Origin of the sequence: Apibacter adventoris (assembly GCF_002964975.1) — a bacterium.
In the GTDB taxonomy this organism is placed as follows: Bacteria; Bacteroidota; Bacteroidia; order Flavobacteriales; family Weeksellaceae; genus Apibacter; species Apibacter adventoris.
Map to the genome: position 1 here is coordinate 24,679 of NZ_PSZM01000045.1, position 25,177 is coordinate 49,855.

General features: G+C 27.4%; 29 protein-coding genes and 1 tRNA gene. 21 read left to right on the forward strand and 9 right to left on the reverse strand.

The window, feature by feature from the left end:
* Positions 1–49 precede the first annotated feature (49 nt).
* Both rsgA and C4S77_RS09750 read right to left on the reverse strand, forming a co-directional pair.
* Positions 50–970, reverse strand: coding sequence for a ribosome small subunit-dependent GTPase A (gene rsgA, locus C4S77_RS09745; protein ID WP_105247510.1), 921 nt, complete (start codon positions 968–970; stop codon positions 50–52).
* A 66-nt stretch (positions 971–1,036) separates the two neighbouring features.
* On the reverse strand, positions 1,037–2,116 hold the full coding sequence (locus C4S77_RS09750; protein ID WP_105193391.1) for a bifunctional 3-deoxy-7-phosphoheptulonate synthase/chorismate mutase type II: 1,080 nt from the start codon (positions 2,114–2,116) through the stop codon (positions 1,037–1,039).
* Between the two features lie 233 nt (positions 2,117–2,349).
* Here C4S77_RS09750 and C4S77_RS09755 point away from each other — a divergent pair, with 233 nt between their 5' ends.
* Positions 2,350–3,198 (forward strand): EamA family transporter, encoded by an 849-nt coding sequence (locus tag C4S77_RS09755; RefSeq protein ID WP_105247381.1) that lies wholly within the window; start codon positions 2,350–2,352, stop codon positions 3,196–3,198.
* A gap of 9 nt (positions 3,199–3,207) precedes the next feature.
* Here the strand turns inward: C4S77_RS09755 and C4S77_RS09760 are convergent, their stop codons facing one another.
* From C4S77_RS09760 to C4S77_RS09775, 4 genes are read right to left on the reverse strand one after another with little or no spacing between them, the layout of a single operon-like run.
* Positions 3,208–3,978: a TIGR02757 family protein gene (locus C4S77_RS09760; RefSeq protein WP_105247382.1), complete on the reverse strand. Its 771-nt coding sequence runs from the start codon at positions 3,976–3,978 to the stop codon at positions 3,208–3,210.
* A 17-nt stretch (positions 3,979–3,995) separates the two neighbouring features.
* Positions 3,996–4,328, reverse strand: coding sequence for a 2Fe-2S iron-sulfur cluster-binding family protein (locus tag C4S77_RS09765; RefSeq protein ID WP_105247383.1), 333 nt, complete (start codon positions 4,326–4,328; stop codon positions 3,996–3,998).
* A 19-nt stretch (positions 4,329–4,347) separates the two neighbouring features.
* Positions 4,348–5,400, reverse strand: coding sequence for an NAD(P)/FAD-dependent oxidoreductase (locus tag C4S77_RS09770; protein ID WP_105247384.1), 1,053 nt, complete (start codon positions 5,398–5,400; stop codon positions 4,348–4,350).
* 23 nt (positions 5,401–5,423) lie between these two features.
* Positions 5,424–6,365, reverse strand: a complete 942-nt coding sequence (locus tag C4S77_RS09775; protein WP_105193401.1) for a LysR substrate-binding domain-containing protein — start codon at positions 6,363–6,365, stop codon at positions 5,424–5,426.
* A gap of 206 nt (positions 6,366–6,571) precedes the next feature.
* Between C4S77_RS09775 and C4S77_RS09780 the strand changes: the two genes are divergently transcribed.
* The 14 genes from C4S77_RS09780 (at position 6,572) to C4S77_RS09845 (ending at position 18,954) form a co-directional block, all read left to right on the forward strand.
* Complete coding sequence (locus C4S77_RS09780) at positions 6,572–7,438, forward strand: sigma-70 family RNA polymerase sigma factor (protein WP_105193402.1); 867 nt, start codon at positions 6,572–6,574, stop codon at positions 7,436–7,438.
* A gap of 123 nt (positions 7,439–7,561) precedes the next feature.
* Positions 7,562–7,635: transfer RNA gene (locus C4S77_RS09785), tRNA-Ile, on the forward strand.
* Positions 7,636–7,725: 90 nt separating this feature from the next.
* Entirely contained in the window at positions 7,726–8,610 is an 885-nt protein-coding gene (locus C4S77_RS09790) for a hypothetical protein (RefSeq protein ID WP_105247385.1), read from the forward strand.
* Between the two features lie 167 nt (positions 8,611–8,777).
* Positions 8,778–9,065 (forward strand): helix-turn-helix domain-containing protein, encoded by a 288-nt coding sequence (locus tag C4S77_RS09795; protein WP_105247386.1) that lies wholly within the window; start codon positions 8,778–8,780, stop codon positions 9,063–9,065.
* On the forward strand, positions 9,049–9,825 hold the full coding sequence (locus tag C4S77_RS09800) for a DUF5131 family protein (RefSeq protein WP_105247387.1): 777 nt from the start codon (positions 9,049–9,051) through the stop codon (positions 9,823–9,825). The genes C4S77_RS09795 and C4S77_RS09800 overlap by 17 nt, the downstream gene beginning before the upstream one ends.
* A gap of 59 nt (positions 9,826–9,884) precedes the next feature.
* A complete protein-coding gene (locus C4S77_RS09805) occupies positions 9,885–11,093 on the forward strand; it encodes a site-specific integrase (RefSeq protein WP_105247388.1) in 1,209 nt (402 codons plus the stop codon).
* 73 nt (positions 11,094–11,166) lie between these two features.
* Positions 11,167–11,904 (forward strand): hypothetical protein, encoded by a 738-nt coding sequence (locus C4S77_RS09810; protein WP_105247389.1) that lies wholly within the window; start codon positions 11,167–11,169, stop codon positions 11,902–11,904.
* A gap of 422 nt (positions 11,905–12,326) precedes the next feature.
* Complete coding sequence (locus C4S77_RS09815) at positions 12,327–13,265, forward strand: AAA family ATPase (RefSeq protein WP_105247390.1); 939 nt, start codon at positions 12,327–12,329, stop codon at positions 13,263–13,265.
* A complete protein-coding gene (locus C4S77_RS09820) occupies positions 13,231–14,352 on the forward strand; it encodes a DUF3871 family protein (RefSeq protein ID WP_105247391.1) in 1,122 nt (373 codons plus the stop codon). The genes C4S77_RS09815 and C4S77_RS09820 overlap by 35 nt, the downstream gene beginning before the upstream one ends.
* A gap of 95 nt (positions 14,353–14,447) precedes the next feature.
* Entirely contained in the window at positions 14,448–15,614 is a 1,167-nt protein-coding gene (locus tag C4S77_RS09825) for a phospholipase D family protein (RefSeq protein WP_181042866.1), read from the forward strand.
* Between the two features lie 2 nt (positions 15,615–15,616).
* Positions 15,617–17,218: an Eco57I restriction-modification methylase domain-containing protein gene (locus C4S77_RS09830; protein WP_105247393.1), complete on the forward strand. Its 1,602-nt coding sequence runs from the start codon at positions 15,617–15,619 to the stop codon at positions 17,216–17,218.
* A 386-nt stretch (positions 17,219–17,604) separates the two neighbouring features.
* Positions 17,605–18,081, forward strand: a complete 477-nt coding sequence (locus tag C4S77_RS09835) for a hypothetical protein (RefSeq protein ID WP_260209783.1) — start codon at positions 17,605–17,607, stop codon at positions 18,079–18,081.
* Between the two features lie 79 nt (positions 18,082–18,160).
* The gene (locus tag C4S77_RS09840) at positions 18,161–18,502 is read left to right on the forward strand and encodes a hypothetical protein (RefSeq protein ID WP_105247394.1); all 342 of its coding nucleotides are present in this window, start codon (positions 18,161–18,163) and stop codon (positions 18,500–18,502) included.
* Between the two features lie 14 nt (positions 18,503–18,516).
* A complete protein-coding gene (locus C4S77_RS09845; RefSeq protein WP_105247395.1) occupies positions 18,517–18,954 on the forward strand; it encodes a JAB domain-containing protein in 438 nt (145 codons plus the stop codon).
* Between the two features lie 291 nt (positions 18,955–19,245).
* On the opposite strand, the gene C4S77_RS09850 is transcribed toward C4S77_RS09845, so the two are convergent.
* Positions 19,246–19,470 carry a helix-turn-helix domain-containing protein gene (locus C4S77_RS09850; RefSeq protein WP_105247396.1) on the reverse strand — a complete coding sequence of 75 codons (225 nt, stop codon included), beginning with the start codon at positions 19,468–19,470 and terminating at the stop codon, positions 19,246–19,248.
* A 101-nt stretch (positions 19,471–19,571) separates the two neighbouring features.
* Here C4S77_RS09850 and C4S77_RS09855 point away from each other — a divergent pair, with 101 nt between their 5' ends.
* The 6 genes from C4S77_RS09855 to C4S77_RS09880 all read left to right on the forward strand — a co-directional run bounded on the left by C4S77_RS09855 (position 19,572) and on the right by C4S77_RS09880 (position 22,955).
* Entirely contained in the window at positions 19,572–19,970 is a 399-nt protein-coding gene (locus C4S77_RS09855; protein ID WP_105247397.1) for a hypothetical protein, read from the forward strand.
* A gap of 123 nt (positions 19,971–20,093) precedes the next feature.
* On the forward strand, positions 20,094–20,600 hold the full coding sequence (locus tag C4S77_RS09860; RefSeq protein WP_105247398.1) for a hypothetical protein: 507 nt from the start codon (positions 20,094–20,096) through the stop codon (positions 20,598–20,600).
* Positions 20,601–20,685: 85 nt separating this feature from the next.
* On the forward strand, positions 20,686–21,003 hold the full coding sequence (locus C4S77_RS09865; RefSeq protein ID WP_105247399.1) for a hypothetical protein: 318 nt from the start codon (positions 20,686–20,688) through the stop codon (positions 21,001–21,003).
* A gap of 58 nt (positions 21,004–21,061) precedes the next feature.
* On the forward strand, positions 21,062–21,244 hold the full coding sequence (locus C4S77_RS09870; RefSeq protein WP_105247400.1) for a hypothetical protein: 183 nt from the start codon (positions 21,062–21,064) through the stop codon (positions 21,242–21,244).
* A gap of 644 nt (positions 21,245–21,888) precedes the next feature.
* Positions 21,889–22,545, forward strand: coding sequence for a hypothetical protein (locus C4S77_RS09875; RefSeq protein WP_105247401.1), 657 nt, complete (start codon positions 21,889–21,891; stop codon positions 22,543–22,545).
* Between the two features lie 62 nt (positions 22,546–22,607).
* Complete coding sequence (locus C4S77_RS09880) at positions 22,608–22,955, forward strand: hypothetical protein (protein ID WP_146106096.1); 348 nt, start codon at positions 22,608–22,610, stop codon at positions 22,953–22,955.
* A 653-nt stretch (positions 22,956–23,608) separates the two neighbouring features.
* On the opposite strand, the gene C4S77_RS09885 is transcribed toward C4S77_RS09880, so the two are convergent.
* Together C4S77_RS09885 and C4S77_RS09890 are read right to left on the reverse strand one after the other, a co-directional pair.
* Entirely contained in the window at positions 23,609–24,517 is a 909-nt protein-coding gene (locus tag C4S77_RS09885) for a DUF5655 domain-containing protein (RefSeq protein WP_105247403.1), read from the reverse strand.
* 27 nt (positions 24,518–24,544) lie between these two features.
* Complete coding sequence (locus tag C4S77_RS09890; RefSeq protein WP_105247404.1) at positions 24,545–24,733, reverse strand: hypothetical protein; 189 nt, start codon at positions 24,731–24,733, stop codon at positions 24,545–24,547.
* Positions 24,734–25,177: the final 444 nt, after the last annotated feature.

The following is a 25,177-nucleotide window of genomic DNA, read 5'->3' on the forward strand; positions in this document are numbered from 1 at the left end:
TCTCTTATAAATAAAAAAGCAGGCATTTATATGTCTGCTTTTTTGCTATTTATTTTATATTCAATTCTTCCATTAGTTTTAAATAATGTAAATATCGTTTGCTTGATATCAAATTATCTTTGACTGCCTCTACTACCGCACATCCTGGTTCGTTAATATGAAGACAGTTATTAAACTTACAAAATTCTCTGTACTTAAAAATCTCAGGAAAATAATCTTGTAATTCTTCTCTATCAATATCTACTAATTCAAATTCTTTTATCCCAGGAATATCAATAATTTGCCCTCCAAAATCCCAATCATACATTTGAGCAAATGTGGTAGTGTGTTTCCCTTTATCATCATATTCAGAAATAACAGATGTTTTTAAATTCAATTGCGGTTGTAATGCATTTATTGTTGAAGTTTTACCACTTCCTGAATGACCTGAAAAAACTACAGTTTTATTCTTTATTTTTTCTTTTAAAATATCAATATTAATTTTTTTTTCAGCAGAAATTTCCAAAGTATCATATCCAATATTTTTGTATAATAGATCTATTTCATTTAAACTTAGCATTTCCTGAACAGATAATAAATCTATTTTATTGAAAATAATTAAAACAGGAATTTGATAGGCTTCACAGGTAATCAAAAAACGATTAAGAAAGCCTAAAGAGGTAACTGGTTTTTTTAATGTAAACAGTATACATGCTAAATCTACATTTGAAGCTAATATGTGGGTCTCTTTAGATAGATTGACAGATTTTCTTATCAGATAATTTTTCCTTGCATATATTTTTGTTACCCACGCAATATCATTATTTTCTAGTTCATAATCAACTAAATCCCCTACAGCTAAAGGATTTGTATTTCTTATTTTTTCTTTTTTAAATTTACCTCTAATACGTGCTTCATATATATTTTGTGTTATAACATCTTTTAATATATACCAACTCCCTGTGGATTTAACTACTGTTGCCTTATTCATTCTAAAAAATATAAAATGCATCATAAATATGATGCATTAAAAAAGATTAAAAAATACATTTTTATTTTATTTATCTTCCATTATTTGATTTTGTAAATCAACGGATTCTTTATGTATTGCCACTAATAAATATTCTAAAAATTCTTTTGATAACCCCATTCTTTCCCCATTTCTCATCGCTAATTTCTTTAGTACATTCCACCTATCTGGCTGAAAAATAGCTACATTATGTTCTTTCTTTAATTGTCCTATTTTTTTTGCAACTTCCATTCTTGAAGCTAACAAACCTAATAATTGATTATCTAATTCATCAATTTCCCCTCTATATCTGTTTAATTTTGAAGAAAAATCATTTGACGTATCATTTTTCTTTCTTAATGTTATATCTACAAGTATTTTTTTTAATTCTTCCGGTGTAATCTGTTGTTTTGCATCACTCCAAGCCTCATCAGGATTACAATGAGTTTCTACCATTAATCCATTATACTCGAGATTAAATGCTTGTTGGGCTACTTCCTGAATTAAATCTCTTCTTCCTGTAATATGAGAAGGATCACAAATTAAAGGTATATTCGGAAAACGATCTTTCAATTCTAAAGCAATTTGCCATTGAGGATTATTTCTATATTTGGATTTATTATGTGAGGAAAAACCTCTATGGATTACTCCTAATTTTTTAATTCCTTGTGCTGCTAATCTTTCTAATGCTCCTATCCATAGATCTAAATCTGGATTTACAGGGTTTTTTACTAATACGATTTTATCTGTATCTCTTAAAGCTTCAGCAATTTCCTGTACTGTGAATGGATTAACTGTAGAACGGGCTCCTATCCATAAATAATCTACATCAAATTCTAATGCTAATTTTGCATGAGAGGCATTTGCTATTTCCGTTGCAATAGGTATTTTATACTCATCTTTAACTTTTTTTAACCAATTTAAGCCAATAGCTCCTACTCCTTCAAAACTTCCTGGTTTAGTCCTTGGTTTCCAAATACCTGCTCGAAAAACCTGCATATACTCTTTATCTAATCTTTCTGCTATATCCATTACCTGTTTTTCACTTTCGGCACTGCAGGGTCCTGTAATAACTAACGGTTTTTCAAATTGGCTAATCCAATCTTGTTTTATATCCTGTATATTCATATATAGATTTGTATAATATAAATTTTCTAATGACTTCGTAAATCTATAAATTATTTTGTTATTATCTCACTAATGTTGATATTTTTTACTTATTTTGTATTAAAAATAAAATAGATTTTTTCTTATAATTAATGCAATTTTTTAAACTCTTTTCCTTTTTAAATAATGTCTCTGTTCCTCATATTTTTTAAATTAAAAGTAATTAGTAGTAATTTTACATTTTAATTCTTTTTATGAAAGAAGTCTTTATAAGCATAATTTTTAATGTTGGGGTAAGCATTTTATTAAAAATATCAGGAAATAAAAGATATAATAATAATTTGATGCAAATTATAACTTATAATTATTTATTTTCCGCCATTTTTTGCTATTGTCTTTATCCTGTCAATATAAAAAATTTAGATTATAGCAACGCTCCTTGGTTTATATTTATAAGTTTGAGTTTTTTAATGCCTTTTTTATTTATTATTATAGGTAAATGTATAAAATCTATAGGAATTGCCAAAACAGATATTGCCCAAAGAATGTCGTTGCTAATTACTATTTTATCTGCTTTTTTATTTTTTAAAGAAAGTTATACTTTAATAAAGTTGCTGGGTTTGTCAATAGGTTTCTTTTCTATTTTCTTTATATTCCATACCTCACAAAAAAATAATAAGCAATCCAATCAATGGTTTTTACCTCTTATAATTTTTTTAGGGCTCGGACTGGTAAATATTTTATACAAACTAATTTCTTCTAATCTGAATTTTACTTTCACAACCTCTTCTTTATTTATTTTTTCAGGTTCTTTTATTTTTAGTCTTATTTTCAACATTATTGAAAAACAAAAATTTCAAATAATTAATATTTTTTGGGGATTAGGATTAAGCATATTAAACTTTGGTAATGTTATTTTTTATTTAAAGGCTCATGTAGCTCTAAAAAATAACCCATCTATTGTTTTTGCAACTATGAATTTAGGGGTAATAATTTTAGGAAGTTTAATTGGTATAGTCTTTTTTAAAGAAAAAATGAGTAAACTGAATTATTTTGGTTTAGCTCTTGCCTTGCTTTCTATTTTAACAATTACTTTATTGTAAACAAATTATTTATTGAGTAAAATCTTCAAATGCTCCTAACCCAAATAATGCAAAATCATATTTTACAGGATCCTCAGAATCAAATAAAGATAAATTATCCATTAACTCTGAAACAGCTTTCCAATCATTTTGCTTTCTTTGTATAAGATCTAATTTCCTTGCTACATTTCCGGAATGTACATCTAAAGGACAAACTAATTGAGACGGTGAAATGGTATTCCAAATACCTAAATCAACGCCTTTATTATCTTTTCTAACCATCCAACGAAGAAACATATTTATTCTCTTAGCTGAAGAATTTTTAACCGGATTGCTGATATGCTTCTGAGTCCGGTCAAAATGTTGAAGTTCAAAAAATATATTCCTAAACCGTTCTATTAAGTAAAATGTATTTTTTTCTTGTTGCCTTGCCGCAAAAACATTTTCCAAACCTCCATAGTTTATATAAATATTTTTTAAAGACTTTATGAAAAACTGTAAATCTACTGAATTAAATGTTCTATGAATACTTCCGTTAATTTTTAATAAATCCTTATTGGTATGATTTAAGACAAAATCATAAGGAGAATTATCCATAAATTCAATAATTCTATTAGCGTTTTTAATAATACTTTTTCTATTTCCCCATGCAATAGTAGCTGTTAAAAAACCTGCTATTTCAATATCTTCTTTTTTGGAAAAACGATGGGGAATCTGAATAGGGTCGGTATCTATAAATTTAATATGATTATATTGTTCTACCTTTTCCTCTAAAAAAGATTTTAAATCACTTATAAACATTCATTTATTTTACATTTTTATTTATCCGGGGCTATCTGAAATTCTAATCCGTTCATTTCTTGAGTTATAGGAATCTGGCATCCTAAACGGCTGTTATCTTTAACATAAAATGCCTCTGAAAGCATAGCCTCTTCCTCCTCCCCTTTTTCTGGCAATGAATCTTCTTTATTTATAATATATATCTGGCAGGAAGCACACATAGCCATTCCTCCACATATACCTATAGTCCCTTCAGGAGCCAGTTCATATGCCCTAATTAACTCCATTAAATTCATTGACATATCTGTAGGTGCTGCAACTGTATGTTTATTACCTTCTCTATCAATAACAGTAATATTAACGTCTGACATGATAACTTTTTCTACTATTTTACTCTATCGACTTTACTACAGCTTTTTTTGCTTCTTTAACAGTACCATCAAATCCTTGTACTCCTCCAACGGTAGTATATTTTAAAACGTATTTTTTATCAGGGTTTATTCTATTATATATACTTTGGCACATTAAAGTAGCCTCATGAAATCCACATAATATTAATTTTAATTTTCCAGGATAAATATTAATATCGCCAATAGCATAAATACCTTCAATATTAGTTTGATAATCTAAAGCATTATTAACTTTAATGGCATTTTTTTCAATTTCTAATCCCCAATTAGCTATAGGACCTAGTTTAGGGGTTAAACCAAATAAAGGGATAAAATAATCTACTTCTTTTTCAAGTTTGCTCCCTTCTTTTTCTATTATTAATTTTTCTAATTTATCTTTTCCTTCCAAGCCAATAACTTCTGCAGGTGTAATTAATTTAATTTTCCCCTGATTTTTGAGTTCTTGTACTTTTTCAACAGAATCTAACGCTCCTCTAAATTCATTTCTTCTATGTACTAAAGTTACTTCAGCTGCTACATCTGCTAAAAATATACTCCAATCCAAAGCTGAATCTCCACCTCCGGCAATTAATACTTTTTTTCCTTTAAATTTCTCCGGTTCTCTGATAAAATATTCAACTCCTTTTTCTTCATATTTCGAAAGAGTATCAATAGGGGGTTTTCTAGGTTCAAAGCTTCCTAATCCTGCAGCAATAGCCACAGCATTGGCATGATGCTTTGTTCCATTATCGGTAGTGACGATAAAAGTACCATCTTCTTGTTTATCTATAGTTTGCGCAATTTCATTTAAAGTAAAGCCTGGTTCAAACTGCTTTATTTGTTCATATAAATTATTTACTAATTCCTCTGCCTGAACAGTAGGATACCCTGGAATGTCAAAAATAGGTTTTTTAGGGTATAATTGAGTCAACTGACCTCCTATATTAGGAAGCGCATCTATAATATGACATCTTAATTTTAACAGTCCTGCTTCAAATACTGCAAATAAACCTGTAGGACCGGCTCCTATGATTAAAATATCTGTTTCTATCATAATTTAAAATGAAAACTTTAATTTTATAAAACTTTAATTTGAGGTTTGTTTTCTGTTTTTTCTTCCAAAAATAATTGCCCTCGTAAAATACTTTTAATTAATTCGGTTAATTTTTCAGCAAAAGTCGTTCTTATCTGATTTGTAGAATAAATTAAAGAAACCTCTCGTGTAGGGGAAGTTGTAAAATATCTAATATTTTTTTTATCCGCTTCTAAAAGCTTTTCTGTTTCTAAAAGCGGTAATATGGTAAAACCGAAACCTTCATTAACTAAACTTACTAAAGTTGAGAAACTTCCACTTTCTAATTTAATATTTGAATTTATTGTATCTTTATGTTTACAAAGATCTAACACTACATCTCTAAAGCAATGACCTTCTTCCAACATTAAAAGATTATTAAAATTCAGTTTGTTTATATCTATTAATTTTTCTTTATACAAATTACCATTTTGAGGCGATACATACCCTACCAAAGGCTCTTTATAAATTGGTTTTTCAATTATTTGAGTATCTCCTAACGGTGTACTGGCAATTCCAAAATCTAAATAACCTTCTTTTAAACCTCTCAATATATCTTCTGTTTTCATTTCTTTAATAACAAGATCTGATTCCGGATATTTATTTTTAAAGGTTTTATAAAAAAGGGGTACGAGTGTAGGAGTTATGGTAGGAATGATTCCTATAACTACAGACCCGTTCATACTTTGCTTATCTTCTTCTACTATTTGAGAAAGTTTACTTGCTTCTAAAAGAATTACTTTTGCTTGATCAACTATTTTTTTCCCTATAGGGGTAATTTTAATGGGATTAGTAGTTCTATCAAATAATTCAACTCCTAAAGTTTTTTCTAGCTTTTGTATTTGCATACTCAATGTAGGCTGACTTACAAATGCTTTTTCGGCTGCAATAGTAAAATTTTTATATTCTGCAACTGTTAACACATACTGTAATTGAATTAATGTCATAATTAGAACTAATTTTTTGTTTTTTTTATACTTTAATAGTGCTAATTTACTAAGATTATTTGAATAAAAAAGAATAAAAATATTTGTAACCCTTTTTTACTAATTATCGTATATGTTATGTATATGATTAAATAAGGTTTTATTATTCATACACATAACTTATATTACATTATTAAGATTTAAAATTAAAAAAGCATTAGGTTTAAATGAGACAATTAAAGATTACTAAACAGGTAACTAACAGAGAGACTGCTTCATTGGATAAGTACTTGCAGGAAATTGGCAAAGTAGATTTGATTACGGCTGATGAGGAAGTTGATTTAGCCCAACGTATTAAAGCCGGTGATAGAGTTGCTTTAGAAAAATTAACAAAAGCAAATTTAAGGTTTGTTGTTTCAGTTGCAAAACAGTATCAAAATCAAGGACTTAGTTTACCGGATTTGATAAATGAGGGAAATTTAGGATTGATTAAAGCTGCAAAACGTTTTGATGAAACACGAGGTTTCAAATTTATTTCTTATGCTGTATGGTGGATTAGACAATCTATTTTACAAGCTTTAGCCGAACAATCCAGAATTGTACGTTTGCCTTTAAATAAAATTGGCTCTATTAATAAAATTAATAAAGCTTATGCTCATTTGGAACAAGAACATGAAAGGGCTCCTTCTGCTGCTGAGTTAAGTGAAGTATTGGATATGAGTGAAGATGATATTAAAGAATCTATGAAAAACTCAGGTCGACACTTATCTATGGATGCTCCACTAGTTGAAGGTGAAGACTCTAATCTTTATGATGTATTACGCTCAGGAGAATCTCCTAGCCCTGATAAAGATTTAATGTTAGAATCACTTCAAATCGAAATAGAAAGGTCTCTTTCTACTTTAACGCCCCGAGAAGCTGATTTAATTCGTTTATATTTCGGTTTAAGTGGCCAGCACCCTATGACCTTAGAGGAAATAGGAGAAACTTTTGATCTTACTCGTGAAAGGGTCAGACAAATTAAAGAAAAAGCCATTCGAAGATTAAAACATACAAGTAGAAGTAAAATTTTAAAATCTTATTTAGGAAAATAAAAAATTTATTTTCCTGATTATAAAGTAGAAAAGCCATTAGTTAATTCAATGGCTTTTATTTTTTAGATTTATAATTTGGAGATTTAAATAAAAACCGTATATTTGCAATCGCTAATCAGAACTGGTCCTATAGCTCAGCTGGTTAGAGCACCTGACTCATAATCAGGGGGTCCCTGGTTCGAGCCCAGGTGGGACCACATTAAAAATCAGAGAGTTACATTTTCAATGTAGCTCTTTTTTATTTTCAGGTGAAATATAGGTGAAACATTTTGTATTTTTACTTTGTTATGAGTGAAAAGATACTACCTTTTAAAAATTTAGACATATTTCTGAAAGTTGATATTTATAAAAAACTTAAATCATTTTATAAATCTTTTGAAAATGAGTATGATGGGTGCAGAATTAAAAATATAAATAAAAAGACTCATCAAATTGTATTTTACAGAGATTGTTATAAAGAAGGAGAATCTGAATTTGATATTTTAACCTTTGAAAATCACATCAAATATATATTACTAGAATATATACAAACTTCTATTGATAACCTTGAAATATTATTTCGGAACAATTTTGATAATAAAGATAAAATACAGCAACTAGTAGATTTTTACTATATCCAGATTAATAAAATTTTTAATGAAAATCTTATTAATAAACTTACTTTTTTAAATAAATATAAAAATATACTACAGGAAGAATTAGCACAATATGCTACATCAAAATACTCCGTTCCTTCACCAACAACATACTTATCTTATGTATTACTTGCTGAAACCCCAGAAAAACAAATTAAAATAATAAAAAAACTCTACAATTTACTGATAAAGGAACCTGCTTTAATTGAAGCCACAGAAGAAGAATTTATCAATTCTTTTACAGGTAGAGAAGTAACAATTGGAATTAAATGGCTGGTTTTAGCTCCAAAAAATAAAATGGTAACTACTAATAAACCCTCTTTAATATACTTTATCAGAGCTCTTATTGATAATAAATTTTTAAGCCCTAGTTATTACTCTAATGAAAATAAATTATTAATATATGTGTTTAGAGATAATAATGGAAAATCATTTACTTCACAACGAATATCTTCTTCTAAAACTGACATGTCTAAAAATCCTGCTGAAAGCAATAGAATAGACAATATAATTTATTCACTTGAAGAAATAGATTAATCTATCTTATAACTCCCCTTAGTAACTTTTTAGTCTAATTATATACCCTTATACCCTCATATAAGGGTATGGGTATTTACTCTAAACGTATTCCTGTATTTACTTTGACGCAGAATTGAAATCCGAAATTTTAAGAGCGCTCAGGATTTCACAATAGAAAACGTAATATGATAAAAGATTTTAATAAAAGTAAAAATTCCCAAAAGTTACAAATGGTAACTCAAAAGGAAATTCTGAGTTTTAAAGAAGCGGTTCTTTATTTAGATGTTTCAGAAAGTTTTCTGTATAAACTAACTTCAAAAAAAGCTATTTGCTTTAGTAAACCCAATAATGGAAAAATCTATTTCAAAAAATCGGATTTAGATCGTTGGATGCTTCAAAACCAATCAAAAAGCATCGAAATTTTAGAAGAAGAATTAAATCAAAAAATTAAACAAAATGGGAAGAGTAAGTAAAATATCATGGACTAACTCTACATGGAGTCCCCATGAAGGATGTCAAAAAGTTTCTGCTGGTTGTAAATATTGTTATATGCACAGAATAATAGATAGTAAAGGTGATCCTAATTGTGATTCGAGTAAAGTACGAAAAAAAGAAGAAAATTTTAATGCACCTTTAAATTGGATGGTTGGTAAAAAAATATTTACCTGCTCTATGTCAGATTTCTTTATTGAAGAAGCTGATGAATGGAGAGATGAATTGTGGAAAATTATTAGAAAAACACCACGTCATACCTACCTGATTTTAACTAAAAGACCAGAAAGAATAAAAGATTGTCTTCCTAAAGATTGGGCTCCAGAATTTTATTCTCATGTGTGGTTAGGTGTTACGGTAGAAAACCAGAATGAAGTACACCGAATCCATACTTTAGGAGAAATTCCTTGTAAATTAAGATGGGTATCATTTGAACCCTTATTAAGTGAAATATATTTAACAGATAAAGAAATAGATATTATTGACTGGGCTGTTATCGGAGGAGAATCTGGTCATGAAACAGGTAAATATCAATATAGAAAATCAGAATTATCCTGGTTTCTTAGTTTAATGTACCAATTAAGAAGTTCAAAAACTCCTATTTTTTTTAAACAATTTGGTACCTGGTATCATAAGAATAAACTTTTCTTAAAAGATACCAAGGGAGAGGATTATTGCGATAACTTTCCTGATGGGTTTAAAATAAGAGAATATCCAGAAACAATTAAAAAAGAAGGATAGAACTTTAACTAACTGCCTCATAACAAGAGGCAGTTTATTTTAATTATAATTAATTGAATATGAATGTAGCGAATGTGAAAATTGTATTAGGAAATCAACCTTTATCAGATGATAAATTTGGTATTTATTTACGAATAACGAAAAATAGAAAAAAGAAAGAAATCGGAATAGGTTTACGATGTGAAAAAGAACATTTTATTAATGAACAATTAACCAAAAATCATCCTAATTACCGAATTGAAAATGAATTAATCCTTAATTTAAAGTCAAAGGCATTAAAAATTATTCGGGAATTTCAACTACAAGAACAAGATTTTTCATTACAAGACTTTGAAGCCATATTTAGAGGTAATAATAACCAGGAGCTAAATATAATTCAATTTTTTGATGAGATAATTAATGAAATGGAGAGGGCTGGAAGAATGGGAAACGCAAGGGCTTATAAAGAAACCAGAGATGCATTGGTCAAATTTTCAGGAAACAAAATAATATTTAACGAAATAACTCCTGTATTTCTTGAAAAATTTGAAGTTGAAATGCGGGAAAGAGGAAATAAAGATGGTGGTATTGCTTTTAAAATGAGAGAGCTGAGAGCTATTTTCAATAAGGCTATTAATCGGAAAATTATCACTCAGGATATATATCCCTTTAAAGATTATAAAATATCAAAACTTAAAACCAAGAAGAATAAAAAAGCGTTAAGTATTGAAGATTTCAAAAAAATAAGGGATGTTGATTTATCTGAATATCCTTACCTAATTGAAGCTCATAATTATTTCCTGTTCTCATTTTATACCAGAGGAATGAATTTCGTAGATATGATGAAATTAAAATGGTCTGATATACAAGATGGAAGAATTTATTATACAAGGTCTAAAACTAAAGGACAATTCAGTATAGAAATAACTGAAAAAGTTGAAAAAATTCTAAATTATTATAAAGTTAATAATACAGAAAATTTGTATGTTTTTCCAATACTTCTAAAAGATAATTTAACTCCTAAACAGATTGCGAATAGAAAACATAAGGTATTGGCTCGTTATAATTCCAAACTTAAACAAATTGCAAAAATTGCAGGAATTGAAAAACATTTAACCACTTATGTAGCCAGGCATAGCTTTGCCACAATTTTAAAACAAATAGGAACAAGCACAGATGTTATATCTGAATTAATGGGACATTCTGATGTCCAAATTACTATGACCTATTTAAAAGAATTTGATAATGATGTATTGGATAAGGAAAACAGGAAACTTTTAGAACTGTAAACTTATACATCGAGTTTTTCCTAACAATTAAATAAAAATTGTTAACCCCTTAATTTTAAAACTTAATATGTACATGACAAATTTTGAATTTAGTCTGATTGATGAATTAGACTGTATTGAAAAACAAGAAGATAAATTAAAAAGAAGCTCTTGGGATGATGAAAAAGATAACATTCCTGATTATCACAAAATAGAATTATACGATTATAATAAAACCCATGAAGAAAATTTTAAATCAGGAAGTGATAAAAAATATATTTTAATAGCAGTGGAAGGAAATAAACATTTCACCGTTACTAATTCTGAATTTATTTTTCCTACTCCACAAAGTAAGTGTTTGGTAGATATTTCCAAAGTAGAAGAATTCAGCAATTTAGAATTTATTCCTATGGATTATGATACTATTTTTGGTACACGATTTACCACATTTATCAAGTATAATAGTAATTTCTTCTTATGTGATGAAAGAATCATTTTTGAAGCCTTATTAATCAAGTTAAAATCCTTTGATTATAAACCTTTCTACTGGTCAAAAGAAATGATTTTTAAAGAAGCAGGAATAAAAAAGGACAGAGCTACAAAAATCATAGAAAGATTTAAAGAATTAGGTATTTTATCAACGGAAATAAAAAAAAGTATTATTAACAGCAGACCACAACAAATCACCTACTACACACTACATCCTGAAAAAATACTGGAATTACTTCCCAAAATATTTGAAGGTAGAGACAACCTTAAATCCATTGAAAATGAATTAAATACTTATCTAAAACCTATACTAAAAAAATCTGCTTATAATACCTTATTATAAGTCAAACTAATTAAAAATATATAAAAAGGTTACTTTGTAAATTTCAAAAGTAACCTTTTTTCATGGTAGGAATTCCTCTGACTATATAGTTAAACAAGTTCCCATACATTATCTTTTATTGATGGATTTTCTCCAATGGAAAATAATTTTCTTGCATTTTCTGTTGATTCCATTTTCGGAATTCTTCCAATACTATAATAATTCTATATAATTTAATAAGTTTCAGAATTTCATAAAAACCAGGAGAAAAAAATATATAGTAAGCAAATTCCTACAATGTTTCAAAATATATTCATTCAGAGTATATAAAAATATAATACATTGATTATTACATATAGTTGATGAACTTATTCATTTCTAACATTTAATATTCTTCATTTTAAAACCTAATCCCTAAATAAAAAATATTAAACATTACAATTATGCAATTAAAACAAAGAGAAAGAAAACAAGTAAGGCTCCGATTAGGATTATCTGGAGCATCTGGATTTGGAAAAACCAAATCAGCCCTATTATTAGCCTATGGAATGACACAGGACTGGAGTAAAATAGCTGTGATTGACACAGAAAATTCCTCTGCTTCTCTTTATTCAGATTTAGGAAATTATAATGTACTGGATTTATCCATTCCCTATTCTCCTGAAAGATATATTCAGGCTATAGAACTTTGTGAAAAATCGGGTATTTCTGTTATTATTATCGATTCTATCACTCATGAGTGGTCTGGTACTGGTGGATGTTTGGAAATTCATGAGAAATTAGGTGGAAGATTTCAGGATTGGAGTTTGGTTACTCCCAGACATCAGGCATTTATCAATAAAATTCTTCAATCTTCTTGTCATATTATTACTACAGCCAGAAGAAAGGTAGATTATTCTTTAGATGTAGGTTCTAATGGAAAAACTAAAGTAGTAAAACATGGAACTAAGGAAATTACCAGAGAGGGATTTGAATATGAGCTTACAGTTAATTTTGAACTTATTAATGATAAACATTTGGTCAAAGCTAGTAAGGACAGAACAGGTTTATTTATGAATCAACCTGAATTTATCATCACTCCTAAAATAGGAAAACGAATTTTAAATTGGTGTAATGAAGGGACTTCCTTACAACCAGGAGAAGAAGTAACTCATGTGCAAAAATCTGAAAAACATGAAGAAGTTACCATAAATTCAGTCAGGGAGAAAATACAACTCGTTAATTCCATTTCTGAATTACTTGTATTGTATAAACAATACCCTGAATATCAGCAGGTATTACATAACGAATATGAAAATAGAAAACATTTCTTACTTCAATTAACTAATCCTCAAAACTTTTCAACCAATGGAAAATATACTCATACCCCAACAAATTCCTGATAAGGAGAATCAACTGGTATTACGGAGAATAAATCCTCCTAATAATCAAGTTACATTACAAAATAATTTCCCTGAATCTTCTGCAAACTTTATACAAGAATACTCTTCTTCTCCTGGTTTTATAAAACAATCAGAATCCATTATAAAACCAGAAAATAAATCCTACAAACATAAACCTTTTATTGAAGCGAATACTACAGAGATAAACTTACCCCATTTAAAACAAGAGTGTATTATTCCTGTATTCTCTAAGGATAATGAAAGGACTATTGCTCATCAGGAGTTTATAGAAATTACCCAAGATTGTATAAGTAAGATATTTCCTCATCATAGTTTAGAAATTCCAGAAATTCGGGTATCTCATCAGATTAAGGGAAGAATACCCGAAGCCATACATAAAAATGCTAAGGATTTATTAGACCATGAGAAAACCATTTATTATGAAAGAATGGCATTTATTATCAGAATTCCAAGCATTACCGAAGAGATACAAGGTAACCCTTTAGAATTAACTGTTGGAGGGGTAAGAGCTTACAATCAAGAAAATTTATACAACAAAAAAACTATGGAAAAGTTTAAGTTTTTTATTGGTTTTCAGAATCTGGTGTGTTGCAACTTATGTGTAAATTCAGATGGATATGTAGAGGATATGCGTGTTTCTTCCTACCAGGAACTACAGAATAGTATTCTACAGGTATTACAAAAGTACGAAGCAGAGAGGCATATATTCCAAATGAAACAACTCCCTGAATATAGTTTGACAGAGCAGCAATTTGCTCAATTATTAGGAAAAACAAGATTGTATCAGCATTTACCCAAAAAGGAAAAAGAGAACTTACAAATTCCTGAATTGATTTTTAATGATAGTCAGTTTTCTACTATTGCAAAAGATTATTATCTGGATAAGAGTTTTTGCAGGGATTCAACAGGAAATATTAATTTATGGAAAGTGTATAATTTATTTACCCAAGCCAATAAATCAAGTTATATTGATACATTTCTGGAAAGGAATGTAAATGCATTGAGTTTTACTGAAAGTATTCAAAAGACAATGGTGGATAAGTCTTATCATTGGTTTTTGAGTTAGTTTTTTTACCTGCCTCAAATTTTGAGGTGGGTTTTATATCCTATAAAATGAGTTTGATAATTTTATTGCTAAATTTGTTACAAAATTATTTTGTAATGAATTTTAAAATAATAGGTCTTGGCTCTAATTTAGATTTAGAAAACTCATTAGGAAATGAACTTATTCAAATATTTGAAAGTCATGAATATAATAAAGTTCATATAATTACTGCATTTTCTAGTTTAAGTGCTGTTAATGGTATTATTTCACTTTCTAAAGAAAATAAAATAAGTGATTTAACAATTATAACAGGTATAGATCAAAAAGGCACTTCAAAAGAAGCTCTTGAAGAATTATTAAACTCTACAGCCAAATCATACATTTTTTATAATCCTTCAAATATTATTTTTCATCCAAAAATATATTTTTTTGAGGGTATAGATAAGATTAAAGTAATAATTGGTTCTTCAAATTTAACATCACAAGGACTTTTTCAAAATATGGAAACTTCAATATGTGTTGAAGTAAATAAGAATGAAGATTTAAGTCTAATTAAAGATTTAACGCAAAATTTTAGTTCATTATTTGATTTATCTGATAAAAATTTAAAAGAGATATCGAAGGAGTTAATTGAAGAATTATCAAAACTTGATATTATTCCAAATGAAATAGATAGGAAAAGAAGTTACTCAAAAAGTAGCATTAGAGAGAAAAATAATAGGGAAAAAATAATATCCTTATTTCCAAAAAGAAAATCTGCAAAAATTAATCAAAAATTTAAAAAATCAAAATTTATAGAGAGCATTTCTGATATAGAAGAAGATATAGCAGAAGTTGATTTTTTAGATAATAATAAAGAGGAAATATTAGTTTGGAAAAGTTCAGCATTAAAGGAACGTGACTTAAATATCCCCACAGGAAAAAATACTAATCCAACAGGTTCCATACTTTTAAAAAAAGGGGAAACAGAAAATATAGATCAAAGGCATTATTTCAGAGATGAAGTTTTTAATAACTTAGACTGGACTAAGGATAAAACTCACAATCATATTGAAAGAGCTCTTGCCACTTTTAAAATTATTATTGAAGATAATGAAGTAGGATTGTTTACTTTAAAACTCTCTCATAATACTGATATTGAATCTGTGACATATAAACAAAAAAATTCAATGACTAATATTAGTTGGGGGAAAGCAAAAGAATTTATTGCTAAACCAGAACTATTGGGTAAAAAAATAGAATTATTTAAAAAAGAGGATTTGTTTATCCTAAAAATTAATTAAAAATGAAACTTATAACAGAAGCATCAGCAGAAAAATTGCGAGGAGGGTTTTACACACCTTCTGTTATTGCTGATTTTATTTTAAAATGGGCTTTTACTGGTGCTGAAAACGTTGATATACTAGAGCCTAGTTGTGGTGATGGTATCTTTCTATCACAAATAAGAAATAATGGTTTTCAATTTAAATCACTAAAGGCTATAGAACTTGACCCAACAGAATATGAAAAAGCAAGTGCCTTAAAGAGTGAAAATACAACTATAATTAACTATGATTTTTTAGAATATTGTAACAAAACTAATGAAAAATTTGACATTATAATTGGTAATCCTCCTTATATAAGATACCAATTTTTTGATAAAGAACAACAAACAGAAGCAGAAAAAATATTTAAATCTGCCAAACTTAAATTTTCAAAGCTAACAAATATTTGGGTATCTTTTGTTATAGGGTCTTCTTTATTACTAAAAGAAGAAGGTAAAATTGGTTTTGTATTACCTGCTGAAATTTTACAAGTATCATATGCTAAAGAATTAAGAAATTTTTTAGCTAATTTTTATAATAAAATTTCAATTATTTCTTTTGAAAAACTTGTGTTTCCAAATATTCAACAAGAGGTTGTCTTGCTATTATGTGAGAAAAATAATACTCAGCAACATTCAATAAATCATGTTGAATTGAAAGATGCAAATGATTTACTCAAATTTGACTTACCACGTTTAGAAAATAATAGAAAACATATTGATTTCAATAATAATAAATGGACATTCTATTTCTTAGAACAAGAAGAAATTAATTTTTTAGAGAATGTAGCATTAAAATATAATATTCCTTTAATTAAAAATTTCGCAAATGTGGAAGTTGGTATAACTACAGGCGCAAATAATTTTTTTACAATAAATAAAGATACTGTAAAAGATTTTGGATTAGAAGAATATGCTTTGCCATTAGTGGGAAGGAGTGTACAAGTTAATAGTTTAATATTTAGTGAGGCAGATTGGATTGAAAATGTAAATAATGATTCAAAAGCTTATTTAGTAAGTTTTCCTTCAAAAACCTTAAAACAATTAAATGGAGCAAAACAATACATAAAGTTTGGGGAATCTTTGGATATTCATAAAGGATATAAAACAGGTATTAGAGATTTTTGGTATGTAGTCCCATCATTAAAAAAATCTGATGCTTTATTTGTTAGAAGAAATCATAAATATCCAAAATTAGTTATTAATGAAGCTTCTGCCTATACAACAGATACTATGCATAGAGTTTATATACACTCTAAAGTTAATAAAGATTCTTTTGTAGCAAGTTATTATAATTCTTTAACTTTCGCATTTACAGAAGTTTGCGGAAGAAGTCATGGAGGAGGAGTATTGGAGCTAATGCCTAATGAAGTGGAATCAGTTCTTTTACCATATCATAAAAATAATCATGAACTGATTGAAAAAATAGATGATATGATCCGTAACAAAGAAGATATTGAACAGATTCTAAAAATTACTAATAAAATTATACTTAAAGAGAATTTTGGAATGAGTGATTATGAAATTTCTATAGCTCATAGCATATGGAAAAAATTAATGAATAGAAGGATCAATAGGAATTAACTTAAAACTATATTGTTTAAGTATTTTAACTCAAGTTGCTAGTTTAATAATATTGATAATCATTTAATTATAAATATATTATTTTATAAAAAGGTTAATTATCCAAATTTCAACATGGCTTACAAATTTATATTTTCGGATTATTCACTCATTGTCAGGGAAATATAAATTTTCAATAATAAAAAGAATTATAATTTATCAAAATAACTAGCAACTTGAGTTATTTGAATTAAAAATAATTTATAATCTTCATATTATATTTTCCTAAAAAACTTTCCACGCATAACCTACCCTAATTAAATACCCCCACAAGTTTTAAAGGGAAAACCTCCCCCCACCACTTATATAGGAAACAAAACAATTTCCAAACAGTATAAAAATTCAAGATGAAAGCTGAATCTTTTTTACCTGGATTTTTGTTTCCTGGTGGTACACTAACTCAAAAACATAAAACAATGGTAAAAATTATCAACTACAAAGAAAGAAAAAGAGAAGACGGAACTTCCTTTTTTGTATTGGAAATCTCTGGTGGAATAGAAATGCTGTTAAGCCAGAAAACAGGAAATTATTATGCAACTGCTAAAAAAGCCTATTTATCCTGCACTTTTGATGAACTGGTTTGTCAATCCTTACTCGGTTCAGAAATACCAGGAAAAATAGAAAAACAGGAATGTGAACCTTATGAATATATGGTAAAAGATACGGGAGAAGTTTTACTCCTTAGTCACCGATATACTTATCTTCCTGGTTCTAATAATCCACAAATACAATCTACTACTCACAAGGAAAATACTTCTCCCTACATTCAAAAGGAATTAGCAGAGAATCATACATTTTCCTTAAATGAAGAATTAACCATTTAATTTTTAATACGTCCATTTTTTGTATTCTTATTATATAAGTGTTGCAAAAAGTGGACGTACTTTTTTAATATTATTTTATATGTCATCAATATCTACCTTTAATAACCTAGAAAACTATGGGTACAGAGAATTAGCTTTAGCTATAGAACTCTTAACCCTTTATAGTGAATACAAACTACCAGAATCTTTTGTAGAGGAAGATGTTACTATTATGTTTAATCATTACAGTGGAATGGTATTTATAACGAATGAAGAATATCAAGTCTTGGTAGCAAATAAAGGAAGGTTAGAACTATTTTATACTACTCCTTATAAGGGAATAGAAGGATATAAAGAAGAACTACTGGAAATGTTAAGTAATGGAGAAATCACTCATTCTGAGGATATAGAATTTGTTTTAGCCTTAACTACCGATAAATAAAGAATTATCATTTTATGAAAGTATCAGAAATAAAAGTCTCCTATACTAATAAAAACCAGGAGAAAATAAAAATAGAGGATAGTACTCAATTATATGATTTAGCCATATCTATTTGGAATATGAAAACTATTGAATTGCAGGAAGAGGTAAAAGTATTATATTTGAATAGAAACAATCTTGTATTAGGATATTATAGTTTAGCTAAAGGTGGAATTTCTGCTTGTTGTGTAGATATAAGACTTATACTTAGTACCGCTTTAAAAGCCAATGCTTCTGCTATTGTAGTAATACATAATCATCCTAGTTCTAATCCTAATCCTTCTAAAAGTGATTGGAATTTAACGGAAAAAATACAACAGGCTTGTAAGTTATTGGATTTAATATTTGTAGATCATTTGGTAATAACTAAAGAAAACTATTTTAGTTTTGCGGATAAGGGATTTTTCTTGTAAAAAATCCGAAATTTACTGTTGAGTTATATAAGAAGAAATGTGAAATTTAGATTTTTATGCACGTTTTTTCTAGGGATTATATATAAGATTATAGAAAAAGTGTGCATTATTTTATAAATCTGTATGATGTTAAAAATATAATTTTCTTCTTTTCCTGGTTTATTCAAGATTATAAAAACCAGGAGATAAAGTATTTATAGTGAAAGTGTGAAGTAGTTAATTCTACTCCTTAAAAGGTTAATTACAGAACTTTATAAAATTTAATAGATAGTATTAATAGCGTTTTTATTTTTATAAAGTCTTAAAATTAAGTAACTCAAAAACTTCAATATCGAGCTGTAAGGCTATTTTATAGAGTGTATAAGTAGAGGGGCAAGTATTGCCCATTTCAATTCTACTCATATTTGACCTTTCAAAATCACACATATTGGCAAGTTCTACCTGAGAGATATTTTTACTTTCTCTCAATTGCTTAATTCTCTTGCCTATTAATATTTGGAATTCTTGTTTAGTCAAATTTTATAGAATACTAATAGTCAAAATTTGGAATAACTTAAATTTATATTGCTATCAATTTTGATACTTATTATATATTTGTTAAATTAAAAAAGTAACAAATGGAAGTATTAGAAAAATTAATTGATGAAAATTATAGTAAGTTAAGTAAGCAAAAGGTATTAGATATTGCACAAGAGCAAGCTAATCATCTAATGATTAAAACTAATTCTTTATTACAAGCTAATCTTTATAATTGGGATAATGAAAAATTAAAAGAGTATTCATATCGAGTTCAATCTTATGCTAATATAATCTCATATATTTTATCAGTTAAGAACAATGAATATAATTCAGATTTTAAGAAAATAGCAAAAATAAATGCCAATGATTTAATTACATTAATTAGAAAGGAAACAGAAGATATTTTTTTGAATTCTAGTCTTAATAATCAACAAAACATTATTGAAGAAATTTATATACCTAACTTATTATTAAAATGGGTTATAAATAATTATTAGAATAATATAAAACCCACAGATAAGTGAATAATATTAGTTAAAACATTAAAATTTAGATATTTAACATCTATTACAGTTTTATAATTTCAAGGATAAATTATTTACTTTAAAATATAATAAACAATGAAACATTTACTAACATTTCTATTAACACTATCAACATTAACAATAATTAATGCCCAAAATTCATATACCAATTCATTCATTTCAAATAATGATTTGATGGAAATACTTAGTTATGATTTTTACAAAGCGAAAACTTTTTTAGAAAATAGAAATTGGGATTACCTTGATAAAAAAGATAATGTATATAGGTATTACAATTTATCAGATAGAAATTCATCAATTTATCATGAGATTAATAAAAATAAAAGTTTGAATACTATTACTTATATAACGGATGGTGATACAAGTATAGAAGGAAGTAGAAATCGTCTTAAGATAGAAGCAGATTTAGGTAATTATAAATATATTGGAAGTACTACTACACAACAAACAGTAAATTTAATTACTTATCAAAATAATAGATATACAATTATATATAAAGAACTTGAAGATAATAATGGTCATATAATAACTTTTTCAAGAAAAATAGTATTTAACGAAAATTATAATGCAGATATAAAATAATGAATTATTAGAAAAGTGGAATCAAATTTATATTCAGTCACTCTTAAATATAGAGTGGTTTTTTTATACCCAAAAATCAAAAAATATGAATACAAATATACCTTTTCAGCTAGGAATGGAATATGAGAACTGGGAATTTGATTTAGAGCCAATTAATGACAGAATAATAGGACATGACAGCTATATTTATATTAAGAAACTATCAATTTTTGATGTTGAACCTATTAATGTAGAACTTATATTCCATTGGGATATTCTGGTTGCTATAATTTTAGAATTTGAAGAATCAGATATAATTAAATTGGATAAAATTTTATTATCTGATTATATTCGGGTTAATAATTATTTTTATAAATCGGAAGTTCAAATAAAATCTAGGATTTACAAATCTCTATTACAATAAATTAAATTTCTTATAAGATATATAATCATTTTATCCTGGTTTTTTGAATATATATATAATGAATATTATATATGAAAATTACGAATTTGATTTGGTTGAGTTTCGACCCTCTCAAATTTCAGAAAATGGACTGAGATATGAAATATATGAGTATGTAGGGAAATTGAAATTACCAGGAAAAAGAATAATATTGTATTTTAATGCAGATATTTTGATGAAAGTGGAAATAATAATTGAGTGAAACATAAGTGAAACATTATATCAGAATATTACAAAATAAAGCAGATAAATGAAAATCATATTTTACATATATTGTTAATAATCAATTATTTGAAAACAAATGATAGAAATAGAAAGATTATTATCTTCGTCTCATAATCAGGGGGTCCCTGGTTCGAGCCCAGGTGGGACCACTTTTTGAAAATTAATTTATTGAAAAAAACCTATATTACATATAGGTTTTTTTATTTTTAGACGATAATTAGATTTCTTAACCTTCATCTTTGCTTTACTTTTTTGCAATACTCTATTTTTTATATATTAATGAATTTATTTCATTTTTTATATATTCTTTAAATTGATTTGTTGGTATCTTTCGATTCGTTTCTTTGTTTCCTTTTTACTATTTTCTATAGATTAATTCTATATTTACTTTTTTATTTATATTGTTTCAAACAAAATGTGGTAATATAATATTCCCCCCTCTATTGCATAGCTTAATGTTTTAAGCTAAATTCACTCAGTTTTTATCCCCCTTAGCCTTCAATACAATAATTAATATAGTATAATATATTTTTTACTTTTGTTTTTATCTCAATCAAATAAATGATTATATTTGTGTGATTATATCTTATATTTTTTTAACTTTTTAATATTCCATAAATTATGTCATTTATAAAGCAAACCGACAGAATGGATATTTATATAGAAGAAGCCAGAAATACCATTCTTATTCAAGAAAAATGGGAATATAACTGGCTGACTAAAGTTACGCCCTGGACACTGGTTGAAAAAAGAAAATTCCACCAAATGGCTGATAATTTGATCTGGAAAAAATGGAGTGGATTTTTTAGATTAAAAGTAAGTGGAACTTCTGCCTTCGCCCAAAAACATAGGAATACTACTTTTACTGTAAATTTTGATATTAAATGGGTATTAGAGAAACCTCATTGGAATGTTAATGTGACTAAAATTATTCCTGGAAGATTTGAAAGAAGTAATGTAAACTGGACAGATAAGACCATAAATATAGATACTGAAGACACTAAAATCGTTGTGCATCCTCAAAATGGGAAAAATTATATACAATACCCTATAGCTCATGAATTCGGACATACTATTGGCAATACTTATAACGCTTTAATAGGTCAAAAAAGTATACATGGAGATGAATATAATGCTGATATTAGGATAAACGGAGGATTCTTTTTAGATCGCTTGAGTATCATGAATATTGGAAATGATCTGAGAAAAAGGCATTTAGATTTTATTTTATTAGAACTCAACAGTATGTTAGCTAATACTCAATTTTATATTATATGAAAATTATTAATATTTGTTTATTTTTAATAGTAATCCTAAGTTGTACTAAACATAAATCACTTATGGATTCCGACACAAACACTCAGCTCAAAGTAAAAAAAGAAATACATACTAAACAGATGCAGTATATAAACCCGGAAGAAGTAAAAAATTGGACTCTCCAACAAATCAAAGAGAAATATAAACCTATACAAGAAGAAGATTTTTTATTAAATGAAGCTATTATATCAGAGTTTAGAATTGGGTTATATAATTTTTTTAATGAAAAAGAAAGAAAAAAACCTATAACGATTAAAGAAATTACCTGGGAAAAAGATCAAAATACCAATTATACCATTTGGTATAGAAAAGAATTGAACCAGTGGGTTTTTATCGATTCTTTTATATGGGATAAGAATTCGGAATTTTAATTTTTTATTTAAAAGAACTAATCAGTATTCCTTTTATAGAATTTTAGAGTATTAGTAAATAAATATTCAGCTATTTTTTTAATAAGATTAAAATTGATTGTAAGACTTACATTGAAAGGTCTCACAAATATTGAAAGTATTTACTACAAAATTTAAAGAACCATCGTCCATAGAATTTTTTATGGTTTCCACCGGAATTTTAAGAATCTGTGCCAGTTTCTCTAAAATATCTTTTTCTATAATATAAATAATAAAATTAATACAATAAAAATATAAGATTCGTTTTGCGTTATGGTATTTTACCTTACAAAATATTTTATCTTATAAATTTAGCCTTATTTTGCTCGCGTATAGATATGAAAAATGAGTAAAGAACCTAATACGGAAACTTAAATTGGATAGAGGAATTGAAAAAAGACCGGAGCATACGTTTTATGAATCACGGAACCAACCATTATAAACAACTAGGATTTACAATTATTTCGTTTCTTAACAGCTGCCAAACACACTTATTTTTCTCAGGAAAATAAAAAACCCATGCCTGCACAGAAGGAAGAATTTAGGGTAGATATTTATAACTGCTAAAAACCACCTCCCCCATACTGAGTTTGAGTTTTTGAACTGGTTGCTTAAGGAGTAACTATGCCAGCAATTTACAACGCCTGCTTAACTAAACTCATAATATATTCCAGGTGTTGGGTATTGTCTACAATAACCTCATAATCTCCGTTTCCCCAGTGGCCTAAGGCTGAAATATCTTTCAATAGGTGTTTAGGATCGTCTAACTCCTCTTTTTTCTTATTAATAAAAATTTTCAATCCCTTTTTTAAGATCACTATATCGGCAATATTCTTTTTATTTTCTTTAAATGCAATATATAATTTTTTAGGTTCCGTTTCTATATTGAAAGCAAGGTTTAGTATCGCATTTTTGTAGGTTTCGTAAAGTTCTTTAATTTCCTCCGGTTTGCCCTGCAAATGATCTTCTTCTGTATAAACAACAATTGCGTGAGCTACTTTGCTTATTTCGGAATTATCATTGGTCTGAATTTGTTTAATACTGGGCGCCGATTTTGTTTTTTTTATTGGATTTATTATTACTACCCCATTCTCGTATTGTTTAATTTCCCAAAGTTCAATTCCTAAGTCTTTAAAGTTGGAGGATTGTTTTTGATACTCATTAAAATAAGGCGATACAAAGATCACACGGCTTTGTGTCCACTCTATTTCTTTCCTTTTTAGGGGTTTCGGCTGTGTTTCGTTGTATTCTACAATAAAATCCGCCTTATTTTCCAGCATTAAATTAAGATAGGAAATCCCCTGATCTACCACTCCGTCATTTTTTTCTCTTTTATATTCTATAATTACAAAGGCTTGGGTTTCCTTATCAAAAGCCAAAGTATCTATGCGGCTGTTTTTAATTTTAAATTCAGATTTTATAAATTGTAATCCTGCAATATTTTCCAAATTAGTTTCAAATAAGGTTTGTATATCTTTTTCCAGTTTAAAAGGTTTCTCTTTTAACTCGGAAAGTTGTTTTTTATCTTGGGTAAATACTAACATTATTATTAATTTTTAAAAAAATTAGTCTCATAAAATCATTTTTCCCACTTCTTGTTTAGCTTGTTCCAAAACCTGAGTTACTTCTGCCTGAATTTTTTCTTCCGGGTTCGCATAGTTCCTTTTTTTATTTTGATGTATATAGGTTATTGTATGTGCTTCTTCATCTAGTTTGATGAGATTTTCTTTAATTCCCTTTTGAATTAAATCTAATTCCATATAAAAAAATTTTCTAAGCGAATGTAGTTTAAAAATCTTAGCTAAACAATAGTAACCTGGTAGTTATAACGAGAAATAAATTGATTTACTATCCTATCTGAAATTTTATTTTTTAAATCATTAGAAAAATTATCATCATAACCATTTCCCCTTATAATATTTAGTACCCATACTTCAGCAATATTTTTTTCAGCTTATGAAATTTCTTTTTATTAGCTAGACTTATAAAACTCCCCTCCTAACTGGTTATGCTTATATATTTATATATTTACATATTTCCACTTGAAACATAAAATATTTTCTTTTAAATCAAATTGTTTTCCTTGATCAAAATATTATATATATAAACGTGATGCAAATTTGTATGATTCTAGGTATATTTTTAATAACAAAGAACTTAGAAGAGCCTATCAAATCAAATTTTACTATACTTATGAGGAGCAA